10 protein-coding genes are annotated in these 14359 nt (G+C 73.1%); 5 read left to right on the plus strand and 5 right to left on the minus strand.

Annotated features, from left to right (window positions below; all coding sequences use genetic code 11):
• Window position 1: 1 nt before the first annotated feature.
• Window positions 2–1174, minus strand: a complete 1173-nt coding sequence (locus EV382_RS31595; RefSeq protein WP_130407954.1) for a PQQ-dependent sugar dehydrogenase — start codon at window positions 1172–1174, stop codon at window positions 2–4.
• A gap of 82 nt (window positions 1175–1256) precedes the next feature.
• Complete coding sequence (locus EV382_RS31600; protein WP_130407956.1) at window positions 1257–3074, minus strand: GAF domain-containing SpoIIE family protein phosphatase; 1818 nt, start codon at window positions 3072–3074, stop codon at window positions 1257–1259.
• A 191-nt stretch (window positions 3075–3265) separates the two neighbouring features.
• On the opposite strand from EV382_RS31600, the gene EV382_RS31605 reads away from it, so the two are divergent.
• Complete coding sequence (locus EV382_RS31605) at window positions 3266–4192, plus strand: 2-hydroxyacid dehydrogenase (RefSeq protein ID WP_130407958.1); 927 nt, start codon at window positions 3266–3268, stop codon at window positions 4190–4192.
• On the opposite strand, the gene EV382_RS31610 is transcribed toward EV382_RS31605, so the two are convergent.
• Complete coding sequence (locus EV382_RS31610) at window positions 4186–4578, minus strand: PH domain-containing protein (protein WP_130407961.1); 393 nt, start codon at window positions 4576–4578, stop codon at window positions 4186–4188. The genes EV382_RS31605 and EV382_RS31610 overlap by 7 nt on opposite strands.
• 217 nt (window positions 4579–4795) lie before the next feature.
• Between EV382_RS31610 and EV382_RS31615 the strand changes: the two genes are divergently transcribed.
• Complete coding sequence (locus EV382_RS31615) at window positions 4796–7156, plus strand: GGDEF domain-containing phosphodiesterase (RefSeq protein ID WP_244236875.1); 2361 nt, start codon at window positions 4796–4798, stop codon at window positions 7154–7156.
• Between the two features lie 6 nt (window positions 7157–7162).
• Here the strand turns inward: EV382_RS31615 and EV382_RS31620 are convergent, their stop codons facing one another.
• Entirely contained in the window at window positions 7163–8182 is a 1020-nt protein-coding gene (locus tag EV382_RS31620; RefSeq protein WP_130407965.1) for a LacI family DNA-binding transcriptional regulator, read from the minus strand.
• Window positions 8183–8293: 111 nt separating this feature from the next.
• On the opposite strand from EV382_RS31620, the gene EV382_RS31625 reads away from it, so the two are divergent.
• The gene (locus EV382_RS31625; RefSeq protein ID WP_130407967.1) at window positions 8294–10744 is read left to right on the plus strand and encodes a glycoside hydrolase family 2 protein; all 2451 of its coding nucleotides are present in this window, start codon (window positions 8294–8296) and stop codon (window positions 10742–10744) included.
• 64 nt (window positions 10745–10808) lie between these two features.
• Here the strand turns inward: EV382_RS31625 and EV382_RS31630 are convergent, their stop codons facing one another.
• On the minus strand, window positions 10809–12152 hold the full coding sequence (locus EV382_RS31630) for an AAA family ATPase (protein ID WP_130407969.1): 1344 nt from the start codon (window positions 12150–12152) through the stop codon (window positions 10809–10811).
• Window positions 12153–12321: 169 nt separating this feature from the next.
• Here EV382_RS31630 and EV382_RS31635 point away from each other — a divergent pair, with 169 nt between their 5' ends.
• Both EV382_RS31635 and EV382_RS31640 read left to right on the plus strand, forming a co-directional pair.
• Window positions 12322–12660, plus strand: coding sequence for an ArsR/SmtB family transcription factor (locus tag EV382_RS31635; protein ID WP_130407971.1), 339 nt, complete (start codon window positions 12322–12324; stop codon window positions 12658–12660).
• Window positions 12657–14348 carry a SulP family inorganic anion transporter gene (locus tag EV382_RS31640; protein ID WP_130407973.1) on the plus strand — a complete coding sequence of 564 codons (1692 nt, stop codon included), beginning with the start codon at window positions 12657–12659 and terminating at the stop codon, window positions 14346–14348. Before EV382_RS31635 ends, EV382_RS31640 begins: the two co-directional genes overlap by 4 nt.
• Window positions 14349–14359: the final 11 nt, after the last annotated feature.

Consider the following 14359-nt stretch of genomic DNA (forward strand, 5'->3'; position numbering starts at 1 on the left):
ATCAGCTGCGCCCGCCGTCACCGCCCGCGAAGACCACCCGCAGGAGCCGGTCGTCGTCGCCCGCCGGGTTGCCCCGGCCGTCGTGGTTGGAGGTGCTCACCCACAGCGACCCGTCCGGTGCCGCGGCGACCGCCCGCAGCCGACCGTAGCGGTTGGTGAGCAGCTCGTTCGGCTGGCCAAGCAGCGTACCCGTGTCGGTCAGCTCCATCACCCAGAGACGCTTGCCGCGCAGGCAGCCGGTGACCAGCAGCCGGTCCGTGGCGGCCAGACCGGAGCAGGACGCGTCCGACGTCGGCCACTGCACGATCGGGTCGGTGAACCGCTTGTCGCTGGCCTTACCCTCGACCTCCGGCCAGCCGTAGTTGCCGCCCTTGGTGATCTGGTTGATCTCGTCCCAGGTGTTCTGGCCGAACTCGACGGCGTACATCCGCTTGCCGGCGTCCCAGGCGAACCCCTGGACGTTGCGGTGCCCCAGCGACCAGACCGGGGAGTTGGGGTACGGATTCCCGGCGGCGGGCTTGCCCTCCCTGGTGATCCGGAGGATCTTGCCGCCGAGGCTCTTCACGTCCTGCGAGAGGGGGCGCTGACCGGCGTCACCGGTGCTGACGTAGAGCTGCTTGTCCGGGCCGAAGCCCAACCCGCCGCCGTTGTGCACGTTGGCCTTGGGGATGCCGGTGAGGATCGGGGTGGGCTGACCGCCGAGTTCCAGCCGGGCGACCCGGTTGTCGCGCTCGGTGGTGTAGTAGACGAACACCGTCCGGTCCCGGGCGTAGTCGGGGGACACGGCGATGCCGAGCAGGCCACCCTCGCCCGCCGCCGCCACGTCCGGGAGGGTCTGCACCGGGCGGATGCGCAGCCCGTCCGGCCCGGACTCCGGCCCGACCTGGACGATCCGGCCGTTGTCCCGTTCGGTGACCAGCGCGCCGCCGTCCGGCAGGAAGGCGATCGCCCAGGGCACCCGCAGGCCCTTGGCGAGCACGGTCGCCACCGCCTGCTGGCCGGCGCCGCCGGGGCCACCGGACGCCGACGGGGTGGGCAGGTTGGGCGGTTCGCCGGCCGGGTCGGGCTCCGGTTCACCGAAGCTGCACCCGGCGGTGAGCAGCAGCGCCGCGCAGGACGCCGCGAGGGCCACCCGGAGGCGGCGGATGCGAGGGTACGGGGGACGGGCTCTCACCCGGCCCAGGGTAGCCCGCCGCACGGCCCCGCCGGGCCCGTCGAGTGCCAACGGGGTGCCGGCGAGCCCACCGGACCACCGATCAGCGCGCCCGTACGGCCAGCAGCGCGGTGTCGTCCTCCCGGTGGTGGATCGAGGCGAGCAACAGGTCGCACAGCTCACTGAGGGGCAGCGTGTCGGTGCCGGCCAGGCGGCCCGCCAACTCGACCAACCCGTCGTCGATGGATCGGTCCCGCCGTTCGATCAGCCCGTCGGTGTAGAGCAGCAGGGTGTCGCCGGTGGCCAGGCTTGTCGACTGGCTGCTCCTCGGCGACCGGCGGGCCAGCCCGAGCAGCGGCTCCGGCGTCGCAACCAGGACCTCCACCGCCCCGCCGACGCGGACCACCAGGGCCGGTGGGTGCCCGGCGTTGGACCAGGTCACCTCGTGCACACCGGCGCGCTGCGGACGGATCCGGACCAGCGTCGCGGTGGCGGCGGTCGCCAGCCGCAGGCCGCGGATCGCGTCGTCCAGGTTGCTCAGCAGCGCCCCGACCTCGTCCGGCCGGCTGAAGGCGTTGCCCCGCACCAGGTTGCGCAGCTGACCCATGGTCGCCGCCGCCTCGATGTCGTGCCCGGCGACGTCCCCGATCGCGGCGATCACGTCGCCGCCGGGCTGCACGAAGGCGTCGTACCAGTCACCGCCCACCTGGACCCGGTCGGCCGCCGGCTGGTAGCGGGCGGTCAGCTCCAGCTGCGCCACGACCGGCAGCCGCGGCAGCATGCTGTGTTGCAGGACCTCGGCGACGTGTCGCTGCTCGCCGTACATCGAGCTGTTGCCGACGGCCTGGCCGGCCCGGCGGCCGATGTCGACAGCGGTGAGCAGGTCCCGGTCGTCGAACGGCTGACGCTGGCCGCCGTTGACGAGGGTGATCGCCCCCAGCACCGTGCCGCCGACGCCTCGGACCGGAACGCTCAGGTAGGAGGCGATGCCCAGGCGGCTGGCGATGGTCGGCATCTCCGGGTGGGTGGTGCCCCTCGCCACGTCGGCCAGGGACGCCACGCTGCCGAGTTGGGGTTGGCCGGTCCGGAGCACCGCCCGGATGACCGACTCGGGGCTCAGCCCGGTGCGCAGCAGCTCGCCGAACCTGTCGACGTCCGCGGTGCGGGCCGGGTCCCGGTGCACCGACACCACCTCGCGGGGCAGGCCGGTGGGCCCGATCAGGGTGAGCAGGCACCAGTCGGCGAGCAGCGGCACCATGGCGGCGGCGAGCCGACGCAGCGTGGTGGTCACGTCCAGGGTGCCGGCCAACGTCTCGCTCACCCCGGCCAGCAGCTCCAGCCGCTCGTGTGCCTGCACGGCCCGCCGCTGCGCCTCCTGTGCGCCGTCGAGCGCGATCCGCAGTCGCAGCTCCGACGAGCAGGCGGCGGCCAGGTCGGCCAGGGTCCGCAGCTGCGCGCCCGACCAGTCGCGGGGTTTGCTGTCGATGGCGCACAGCGAGCCGAGCACCCGGCCGGAGAGGTCGGTCAGCGGCATCCCGGCGTACGCGACCACGCCGAGGTCGTCGACGGCCAGATTGTGCCGGACGCGGGGGTGCAGGCGAGTGTCCGGCAGCACCATCGGCGCTTCGAGGTCCACCACGTGCTGACAGAACGAGTGACTCAGTGGGGTCTGCCGGCGCTCCGACCAGGGCTGCGGCAACCCGACCGCGCCCGGGAAGAACTGCCGGTCGGCGGAGACCAGGGAGACGAGCGCGACCGGCACGTCCAACAGATCACTGACCAGCCGGGCGAACCGGTCGAACGCCTCGTCCGGGGCGGCGCCCAGCCCGGTGTCGGCGAGCGCGCGCAACCGTGCCGGGTCGCCGAGCACCGAAGGTGGCGCGATCGGAGGCCGGGCGGTGGCGGGGGAGCCGTCGGTCATCGAGCACCTTGTCTGCCGGGGCGGAGGCCGACCGGCCCTCCGAGCCTTCGTTATACCTCGCGAGGGCCCGAGTCGAACATCGGTGTGTTGCGCCTCGCCCGCCCCGCCCCGGCCGGCCGAGCCATGGCCGGGACGCCGGTTCGTCGCCGTGCCCGCACCAGCGGTCGCGTGGGGGACTATCGTCGGCGGACGTGAAGGTATGGATTCCGCACCAGGCCGGCCTGAACCTCCTGGGCGAGCTGCCCCCGGACGTGACCGTGGAGGTCTTCGAGCACCCCGAGCGGATGCCGTCCGAGGCGGCCGACGTTCGCGTCTGGGTGCCACCTTTCCTGGGTGGCTCGGACGCGACGGCGATGCTGCGTGAGCTGCCCGACCTGGCGGTGGTGCAGTTGCTCTCCGCCGGGGCGGACGCCTGGGCCGGTCGGACGCCACCGACTGTCACGCTCTGCGACGCGCGGGGCGTGCACGACCCGGCCACCGCCGAGTGGGTCGTCACCGCGATCCTCGCCCAGCTGCGCGCGTTCCCGGCGTTCGTCCGCGCGCAGGCCGAGCGGCGCTGGGCGTTCGCGGAGCACACCCCGACCGACGAGCTGACCGGCAAGCGGGTGCTCATCGTCGGCGCCGGCTCGATCGGCACCGCGGTGCGCGACCGGCTGGCCCCGTTCGACGTGAGCTTCACCCTGGTCGCCAGGACGGCCCGCCCGGAGCAGGGGGTGCACGCCGTCGAGGAGCTGCCCCGGCTGCTGCCGGACGCGGACGTGGTGGTGGTGCTGGTGCCGCTCACCGACCAGACCCGTGGCCTGATCGACAAGGCGTTCCTCGCCGCGATGCCGGACGGGGCGTTGTTGGTCAACGCCGCCCGGGGTCCGGTGGCGCACACCGAGGCGCTCGTCGCCGAGCTGGGCACCGGTCGGATCTCGGCGGCGTTGGACGTCACCGACCCGGAGCCGCTGCCCGCCGACTCGCCGCTGTGGGCGATGCCGAACGTGCTGCTCACCCCGCACGTGGGCGGGTCGGTGCGCGGGTTGCTGCCACGCGCCTACCGGCTGGTGGGCGATCAGGTACGCCGCTTCGCCGCCGGGCAGCCGCTGATCAACACGGTGGTCGACGGTTACTGACCGGGCGCGTCCGCCGGAGCGTCGGGCAGCGTCTGGCCGGTCGCCGCGACCAGCCGAGGCAGGTCCGCCCCTCGGACCGCCGGCAGGGTGACCTGGCTGCCGTCGTCGAGTCGGGCGACCGCCCGGCCACGCTGGTCGGTGGTCAGCTCGACGACCCGCTCCCAGCTGATCCGACGTTGCCCGGCCAACGCCCGTACGCGCAGCTCCCGCGCGTCGGCGTCGGTGCCGGCCCGCCAGGCCCACACCGCGACGGCGAGCGGGACGAGCAGCACCGGCAGCAGGTAGGCCCGGGCGTTGGCCAGCGGCAGGGCGCCGACGACGGCGATGATCGCGGCCACCAGGATGGCTTGGTTGTACCGGAAGCGGACCGTGTCGGGCTTACTCACCCTCCGATGATCCCACTCCCGGTCGTTTCGACTCGCGGCGGGCGGTGCCAGCAGCATGCGGTACGTCGTACAGTGACACGGGTCGTTGTCTGCCCTGAGTGACCACCAAGTAACCAATCCGGCCGTCCATCGTTGCCAATCGTGGGTAGCGGACCCGCAACGTCCGATGTCCCGCACCGCCGCACCGCCCCCGTGCCCCCTCACGAAGGCGACCGCCGTGCTCCTCGCGTACCCGTTCCGCGTTCTCGTCCCCCGCCGGGCGGCACCGGAGGCCGCCACCTGCCTGGCGGTGGTGCTGCTCCTCCTCGCCGGCGCCGCCGACCTGGTCCCGACCTCGGTGGTGATCGCGCTGGCCGTCGGTGCCGGTGCCACGCTCGCCGGGCTGCGACTCTCCCGGCTGGCCGCCCGGCGCGGCACCGACCCGACACCGCGCGTGGCGGGGGGGCTGCTCGACGCGGCGGTGGTGGCGGCGGGTCTCACCGCCGTCGTGCTGCCCCTGGCCGACCCCGGGCACACCCTCGCCGTGCCGATCGGGTCGCTGGTGGTGGCGGCCCTCTCGACGACAGGTCTGTACCGGCTCCCCGGCCGTTCGCGGCCGGCGGCCTCGGTCCGGCTGCGCTGGCTGGTCGAGTCGACCGGTCCGACCATCGGGCTGGCCCTCGCCGGATGGCTGCTGCTGCCCCGCGACGGTCTGTCCGCCCCGGTTCGGCTGGCCGCCGTGTTGGTGCTCGGCGGGTTGGGCATGGCCGCGGTGAACGCGTTCGCCGGGCCGCGGCGGCGCTCCGCGGCTGCCCTCTGCCGAGGCGGCGTCCTGCTCACCCTGGGCGGGCTGGTGCTGCTGGCCACGGTGCCGTCCGCGGTGGCCGGCCGGGCGGCCCTGCTGGCCGTACCCCCGTTGGTGTTCGGGATGGTGCTGGTCGCGGTCGGCGCGGCGGGTGCGGTGGAGGACGCGGAGCCAGCCGAGCCGGTCGCCGCGGCCTGGCCCCGGTCGGTTCTCCCCGCCGCGGTGCTGCTGCTGGCGTCGGGTCTGCACCTGGGCGCGGGCCGCGCCCCGGATCGGACCAGCGTGCTGTTGGCCCTGGCGGCGGTGCCGCCGCTGGTGCTGCGCGAGCTGCTGGGGGCGGGTGACGCGCCCGCGTCCGTTCGGCGGGCCGCTCATCGCCGCCCGGCTGGGCGGGCGCTGCGGCGTCGCCGGGCGGCCCCGGCAGGCTGGCCGGGCCCGCCCGAGCGACGTTCCGACGCCCTGGAGGGCGTGGCCACCACGGTCGGGGTCGACACCTGGTCCGGTGCGCACAGTCGCGGGTGGTCGGGGCTCACCCCACGGCCCGGCGCGGCGGCGAGCGGCCCACCGGGCGACCGGGCGGCGCTGCTGGACGCGCTCGCCGCGATCGGTGATGTGCCGGCACCGGCCGGCGCGCTGCTGCTGGTGGACCTGCACGGCACCGAGGGGGTCGGCCCGACCGCCCGGGAGGACGTGCTGGCCGAGGCGGTGCACCGGGCCCGCCGGGTCATCGCCCCGGACGACCTGGTCACCGGGTGCACGGCTTCCGGTTTCGCGGTGGTCACCGCGGCCGGGCCGGTGCTGGCGTACGAGCTGGGCACCCGGCTGTTGAGCGCGCTCAACCCGCCGTACCGGCTGGCCGGCGTGATGCTGCGGGTGCAGACGAGCATCGGGTTGGCCGAGGTGAGCGGCACCGGGCCGGCCGACGTGCTCCGGCAGGCCGAGTTGGCCCGTCGACGGGCCGTGCAGCTGGGCCGGGACCGGGTGGAGTGGTACGACGCGTTCCTGGAGGAACAGTTGGTGCGCCGGCTCGACCTGGAACGCGAACTGCCCGGTGCGGTGGCGCGCGGCGAGCTGGATCTCGTCTACCAGCCGGTGGTCGATCTGGCCGACGGGCAGCCGGTCGGCGCGGAGGCGCTGCTGCGGTGGCGCAGCCCGGTGCTCGGCACGGTGTTGCCGGTCGAGCTGCTGCCGGTCGCCGAGGATCTGGACCTGGTCGGTGAGTTGGAGTGGTGGGTGCTGGACCGGGCCTGCCGGCAGTTGTCCGACTGGTCGGTGGGCGTCCGGGAGCTGTGGATGGCGGTCAACGTCACGACCCGGGAGCTGACCACCCCCGACTTCGTCCAGCGGCTCGCCGCCGTGCTGGCCGCGTACGGGGTGCCGCCGGAGCGACTGGTGGTGGAGGTGAGCGAGCCGAGGGTCGCCGGTGACCTGCCGACCGTGGTGGCCCGGTTGGCTGGGCTCCGGTCACTGGGCGTCCGCACCGCGTTGGACGACTTCCGGGCCGAGCACGCCTCGCTGGCTCAGCTCCGCCGGCTGCCGATCGACCTGCTCAAGGTGGGTCCGGAGTTGGTGGGCGCGCGGCCGGACGGGCAGCCGCCGCTGATCGACGTGGTGGTCAACGTGGGCGAGCGGTTGGGCGTCGAGCTCGTCGCCGAGGAGTTGGAGTCGTCGACCCAGGTCGAGGGGGCGCGCCGGGGCGGCTGCCGGTACGGGCAGGGGTTCGCACTGGCCCGCCCGGCGACGGCCGAACGGGTCGAGGCGTACTTCGAGGAGTTCCCGTCAGCATCCCGCTGAACCGGTTCATCTCCCTCGGGGCGGTGCGGTGCTCCCACGCGGCGTGAGGTGCGCCGTCTCGTCCTGCACCCGGCCGGCCGGCTGCCCGGCGACGACGGTGAGCAGTTGCCGGGCGGCGTGCGCGCCGTACGCCGGGATGTCCCGGCCCAGCGCGGTCAGCGGCGGGTGCACCAGGCGGCACAGCGGCGAGTCGTCCCAGGCCACGATGGACAGATCGCCGGGCACGGTCAGGCCCATCTCCTGGGCGACGGAGAGCCCGGCGACGGCCATCACGTCGTTGTCGTAGATGACCGCGGTGGGCCGGTTGGCCGAGCTGAGCAACCGGCGGGTGGCCCGACCACCCTCCTCGCCGGTGTAGTCGGACCAGACGGTGACGGCGTCGACCAGGCCGAGCCGGTCGCGGACCGCCGCGAACGCGTCGGAGCGGATCTCGGTATGCCGCAGGTCGGGCAGGCCGGCGACCCGGGCGATCCGCCGGTGCCCGAGCGCGACCAGGTACTCCACCGTCTCGGTCAGCGCGGCGGCGTCGTCGGCCCAGATGCTCGCCAGCTCGCCGGTGCCGCCGGGGCCACCGATCACCACCGCCGGTAGGCGCAGCTGTTCGAGTGCGGGGATGCGACGGTCGTCGGTGCGCAGGTCGCAGACGAGCACCCCGTCCACCCGTCGTTCGCCCCACCACCGCCGGTAGACCGCGATCTCGGCGTCGTGGTCGGCCACCACCTGCAAGGTCAGCGCGTACGAGCGGGCGGAGAGTTCGGCCTCGACGCCACTGATCAGCGCCATGAAGAACGGCTCGACGCCGAGTGTCCGGGCCGGTCGGCACAGCGCCAGACCGATCGCCCCGGCGGTGGCGGCCGAGAGGGCGCGGGCGGCGCTGCTCGGCCGGAACCCGATCTCCGTGGCGATGGCCAGGATGCGCTGCCGGGTGGCCTCGGAGACGCCGGGCTGCCCGTTCAGCGCGTACGACACCGCACCCTTGGACACCCCGGCGCGTTGAGCGACGTCGGCGATTGTCGGCCGCTTCACCGGCGTGCTCCTCCACTTCCCGGCCGTTGACAGTCCGGAGTCCGAACCGTACCGTGGCTCAGCTTATCCGGTTCAGTCAGCGTCTTTCGATGCAGAAGGTGCGGGGAAATCGTGAGCCGACAGGCACTCTACGACGGCTGGACCCTGCGAGCGGCCCCCGGAGCGCAGGTGCCCGTGGCGGTCGCCGACCGGTCCGTGCCGGCGACCGTGCCCGGTTGCGTGCACACCGACCTGCTCGACGCCGGGCTGATCGCAGACCCCTACCTCGACGACAACGAGCACGCGGTGGCCTGGATCGGGCACACCGACTGGGTCTACCAGACCAGCTTCGTCCACCGGGCCGGCGACGACGACCGCGTCGACCTGGTCTGCGCCGGCCTGGACACCGTCGCCACGCTCACCCTCAACGGTGTCGAGGTCGGCCGCACCGCGAACATGCACCGCGGCTACCGGTTCGACGTCCGCCCGCTGCTCCGCGACGGTGCCAACGACCTGGTGGTCAGGTTCGACTCCGCGTACCGCTACGCCGAGGCGCAGCAGGAGCGGCTCGGCGACCGGCCGAACGCCTACCCGGAGCCGTTCCACTTCATCCGCAAGATGGCCTGCAACTTCGGCTGGGACTGGGGGCCGACCCTGGTCACCGCCGGCATCTGGCAGGAGATCAGCCTGCACGCGTGGTCGACGGCCCGGCTGGCCACCGTTCGTCCACTCGTCACCATGGACGGCCGTGACGGTCGGGTCGAGGTGCACGTCGACATCGAGCGGGTCGCGGACGTCCCGCTGACCGTCCGCGCCGCCGTCGCCGGCGTCCGCGCCGAGGTCGTCGTCCCGGCCGGGCAGCGCACGGCCGTGCTGGCCCTCACCGTCCGCGAGCCCGCGCTGTGGTGGCCCCGGGGGTACGGCGACCAGGCGCGCCACCCGATCGAGGTGACACTGCACGCGCCGGGCGGCGACACCCTGGACAGCTGGTCGCACCGGATCGGTTTCCGCACGGTACGGCTGGACACCACCCCCGACGAGCACGGCACCCCGTTCGTGCTGTCGGTGAACGACGTCCCGGTCTTCGTCCGCGGGGTCAACTGGATCCCCGACGACGTGTTCCCCACCCGGATCACCCGGGGCCGGCTGGCCGAGCGGTTCGACCAGGCCACCGCCGCCAACGTCAACCTGTTGCGGGTCTGGGGTGGCGGCCGGTACGAGTCGGCGGACTTCTACGACCTCGCCGACGAGCGCGGGCTCCTCGTCCAGCAGGACTTCCTCTTCGCCTGCGCCGCGTACCCGGAGGAGGAGCCGTTCGGCACCGAGGTGGCCGCCGAGGCCACCGAGCAGGTGACCCGGCTCGCTCCGTACCCGTCGCTGGTGCTCTGGACCGGCAACAACGAGAACATCTGGGGCTGGCACGACTGGGACTGGCAGCAGGACCTCGACGGGCGTACCTGGGGGCGCGGCTACTACCTCGACGTGCTGCCCCGGATCGTCGGCGAGCTGGACCCGACCCGCCCGTACTGGCCGGGCAGCCCCTGGTCGGGCACCGAGGCGATCCACCCCAACGACCCGGCGCACGGCACCACCCACATCTGGGATGTGTGGAACACCGACGACTACACCAGGTACCGGCAGTACGTCCCACGCTTCGTCGCCGAGTTCGGCTACCAGGCCCCACCGGCGTACGCGACGCTGCGCCGGGCGTTGAGCGACGAACCCCTGGCGCACGACTCACCGGGCATGGCACACCACCAGAAGGCGGCCGACGGCGACGCCAAGCTCCAGCGTGGCCTCGACGCGCACCTGCCGGCCCCGGCGGACTTCGACGACTGGCACTACCTGACACAGCTCAACCAGGCCCGCGCGATCCAGCTCGGGGTGGAGCACTTCCGCTCGCACCGGGGTGTCTGCGCGGGCACCATCGTCTGGCAGCTCAACGACTGCTGGCCGGTGACCTCCTGGTCGGCCGTCGACGGCGACGGCCGCCGCAAACCCCTGTGGTACGCGCTGCGCCACGCGTACGCCGATCGGCTCCTCACCGTGCAGCCCCGCGACGGCGGCCTGGCGCTGGTGGCGGTCAACGACGGTGGTACACCCTGGCGGGCGTCGGCGTCGGTGACCCGGTGCACGCTCACCGGGGCGCCGAGGGCGAAGACCTCGGTCGACCTCGACGTCCCGGCGTACTCCTCGGTGGTGCTGGCGCTGCCGGCGGACCTGGCCCGGCCGGACGACGGCCGCCGCGAGGTGCTGGTCGCGGAGGCCGGTGGCACCGCGGAGCGCGCGCTGTGGTTCTTCGCCGAGGACCGGGAGGTGGACTGGCCGGCGGCGGCCTGGGACGCCACGGTCGAGCCGGCCGACGGCGGGCAACGGGTCCGGGTCACCGCCCGCACCGTGCTGCGCGACCTGACGCTCTTCCCGGACCGCCTCGACCCGACGGCATCCGCGGACAAGGCCCTGGTCACCCTGCTGCCGGGCGAGTCGACCACCTTCACCGTACGCGCGGACACCGCGCTGGACCCGGCGGCGCTGACCGGCCGTCCGGTGCTGCGCTGCGTCAACGACATCCGCCAACGCTAAGCCGACCCCCTCGTTCGAGCAGCGGCTCATCGGGCGACCCGATCACTTCCCTGTTCGGACACGATCATCGCGTAGCGCGGCGATGATCTGGCCGACGGAAGTGGAGGGGTTTGGCAAGTGCCTGCTCGAACAGGTCGGTGGACAGGTTGGGAACCGCGCCGTAGTTGCCGTTCAAGTAACGGCGCTGACGGTTCTCGCCTTCCTTACGGGGCTTGAAATCGGTCAGCGGGTACAGCGAGGACGCACCCTCGTCGTCTTTCTCCACGAACCAGATTTCGTCGCGGCGCAGGATCTCCTCCCCGTCGAGGGTGCCGAGAAGGGCGGCGTCGTGACTGGTGAAGATGAGTTGGCTGCCCAGGGGGTTCGCCTGCGGGCTACGGAACAGGCTGACGAGCTTCGCGGTGAGCACCGGATGCAGGCTGGCGTCGATCTCGTCGATCAGCATCGTGGCACCAGTGCGCAGCATCGTGGCGGCGTGCAGGCCCAGGGTCAGTAGTCGCTGTGTGCCGGTCGACTGGTTCTGTAGGTCGAGCAGCGCGAGACCGTGCGGTCCCTGGTGCGCGAACAGGATGACGGGTGGGCGCCGGGCTCCCGCCATGGCCTTTTTCACCCGGGCTCTCATGCCCTGGGTCGACGATTCGGCCCAGGCGGAATGGTCGTCGGCTGGATCCGAGAGAACGACGACGTCGACAACCCCAACATCGGCGGCCTGCAACAGGTCCACCGCGAGCCGGCGTGCCTCGTCGGCGTCTGATTGGCCGATGCGGATGAGGGCGGACAGCCCAGGGGTGGGGTCAGTGACTTGGCCCATCAGGTAGAACCACCGATAGGTGTCGTGCAGCGGCTGCGGGTCTGCCGGGTCCGACTGGGGGCGGCTGTGACCAAAGCGGGCGACCGTGCTGAGGAAAAGGGCTGTCGGAGCGGTGATGCCGGCGATCTGCTCCAGGTCGTTACGTCGGCCCGTCTCCTCGCCCCAGGAGAAGGTGTCGCCGTCCCGCTCGAACACGCGCCGCCTGCGCCCAACCGGATAGTGGTAGAGCCATTCCTCCAGCACCCGGTCGTCGTCGATCGTGAAGCCGTAGGTGTGCCGGACGCCGCCGAGCAGAAGGTCGACGACATAGCGTGACGGCTGGGTGGCGAATTCCGGATCCAACCCGAACGGCTCTCGGTGCAGACCCAGGCCAGGCTCGACCGCGCGGTCGGATTCCACGACGGTCTGCCGCATGAACGCCAACGCGCCGAGGCAGTTTGACTTGCCAGAGGCGTTGGCCCCGAAGATGCCGACGACCTGAACCGCCTGTGGGGCTGGCTCGTCGGCCGAGGCCCCGTCCCCGTAGACGGGCGTCAGGTTGAGCTGGTGCTCGTCGCGGAACGATCGGTGGTTGGCGAAGCGGAAACTCAGCAGCATCGTTCGTGTGCCCCTAGTTCGTGGGGTGTTACAAGCGCATCCCTGCGAGTAAACCACGGGAAGACGATCCAAAGCCCGTTGCGGGCACGTGCAGACTTGTCTGGCACGGGTCAGCGATTGCAGATTTCTTCAAGTGATAAAGTCTTCGCATCGATAGGGAGAGGTGTTCATGTCGGTCCCGCTGTATCAGGCGAAGGCGGAACTTTTCCGCACCCTCGGGCACCCGGTGCGCATCCGGGTCCTCGAACTCCTCCAGGACGGACCGAAACCGGTACGTGACCTGCTCGCCGTGATCGAGGTCGAGGCATCCAACCTCTCCCAGCAACTCGCCGTGCTGCGCCGCGCCGGGATGGTCACCTCACACCGCGATGGTCCCCTCGTCATGTACGCGCTCAGCACCCCGGACGTGGCCGACCTGCTGGCCGCCGGGCGGCGGATCCTCGGCGCGGTCCTCACCGACCGGGACGGCCTCCTCGACGAGCTGCGCGCCACCGGCGCGGACAGGTGAGCGGCGTCATCCCCGTCGCCCGCGAGCGGCTGCTCGGGCTACTGCCCGGCCGAGCCGACTGGGCGGCCGTCCGTCGCTCCCCGCGCCGGGACCTGCTGGCCGGGCTCACCGTGGCGGTGGTGGCGCTGCCGCTGGCCCTGGCCTTCGGCGTCACCTCCGGTCTCGGTGCCGAGGCCGGGCTGATCACCGCTGTGATCGCCGGTGCGGTGGCCGCCATCTTCGGCGGCTCCAACCTCCAGGTCTCCGGTCCGACCGGGGCGATGACCGTGGTGCTGGTGCCGGTGGTGCAGCAGTTCGGCGCCACCGGTGTGCTCATGGTCGGGGCGATGGCCGGCCTGGTGCTGATCGCGCTCGCCGTGGCCCGCCTGGGCCGGTACGTCCGCTACCTCCCCACCCCGGTGCTGGAGGGCTTCACCGCCGGCATCGCGGTGGTCATCGCCCTGCAACAGGTGCCCGCCGCGCTCGGCGTCGCCGACGCGCACGGGGAGAAGGTCTGGGCCGTCGCCGCCGACGCGGTCACCCGGTTCGTCGCACACCCGAAGCCCGCCGCGCTCGCGGTGGCCCTGGCCGTCGCGGCGCTGATGCTGCTGGGCGCCCGGTGGCGGCCCGGCCTGCCGTTCTCGCTGCTCGGCGTGGCCGCCGCCACCGTCCTCGTCGAGATCGTTCCGGTCGATCTGGTCCGGATCGGCGCGCTGCCGCAGGGCCTGCCCGCACCCTCGCTCGGCTTCCTCGACCTCGCCGCGCTCGGCGTGCTGCTGCCCAGCGCCCTCGCCGTCGCCGCGCTCGCCGCCCTGGAGAGCCTGCTGTCCGCCACCGTCGCCGACGGCATGACCGTCGGTGAACGGCACGACCCGGACCGGGAACTGTTCGGCCAAGGGCTGGCCAACCTCGCCGCCCCCCTCTTCGGTGGCATCCCGGCGACCGCCGCCATCGCCCGGACAGCTGTCAACGTCCGCGCCGGGGCGGCCTCGAAGCTGGCCGCCCTCACCCACGCCGTCGCCCTCGCGGCGATCGTGCTGGCCGCCGCACCGCTGGTCGGCCGCATCCCGCTCGCCGCCCTGGCCGGGGTGCTGCTCGCCACCACCGTCCGGATGGTGGAGGCCGCCTCGCTGTGGGCGTTGGCCCGAGCCACCCGGGGCGACGCCGTCGTTCTGGTGCTCACCTTCGCCGTCACCGTGATCTGGGATCTCGTCACCGCCGTCGCGGTCGGCGTTGCCGTCGCCGTGGTGCTCGCCCTGCGCGCGGTGGCCCGCAGCGCCCGACTGGAACAGGTGCCCCTCGACCCCGGGGACCACAGCGCCGAGGAGTACGCGCTGCTCTCCGAACACATCGTCGCGTACCGGCTGGACGGGCCGCTCTTCTTCGCCGCGGCCCACACCTTCCTGCTCGAACTGTCCGAGGTCGCCGACGTCCGGGTCGTCATCCTGCGGATGTCCCGAGTGACCACCATGGACGCCACGGGCGCGCACGTCCTCGGCGACGCGATCGGACGGCTGCGCGGACGCGGGATCACCGTCCTGCTCTCCGGCATCACCCCCGCCCACGACCAGGTCCTCGCCACCCTCGGAGTCGCCGACGACCTACGCCGCGAGGAACTGGTCTTCCCGGACACCCCCGCCGCCATCCGGTACGCCCGCGCGGTCGCCCTTCCCTCGGCGAGCCACCCCACGGCCGTACCCGCCGAGTGACGCGCGCGAGC

Origin of the sequence: Micromonospora violae (assembly GCF_004217135.1) — a bacterium.
GTDB lineage: Bacteria > Actinomycetota > Actinomycetes > Mycobacteriales > Micromonosporaceae > Micromonospora > Micromonospora violae.

Excerpts from the sequence above, each read along its gene's own strand:
- EV382_RS31600 (WP_130407956.1), bottom strand. The coding sequence starts at position 3,074 with ATGACCGACGGCTCCCCCGCCACCGCCCGGCCTCCGATCGCGCCACCT.
- EV382_RS31630 (WP_130407969.1), bottom strand. The coding sequence starts at position 12,152 with ATGCTGCTGAGTTTCCGCTTCGCCAACCACCGATCGTTCCGCGACGAG.
- EV382_RS31635 (WP_130407971.1), top strand. The coding sequence starts at position 12,322 with ATGTCGGTCCCGCTGTATCAGGCGAAGGCGGAACTTTTCCGCACCCTC.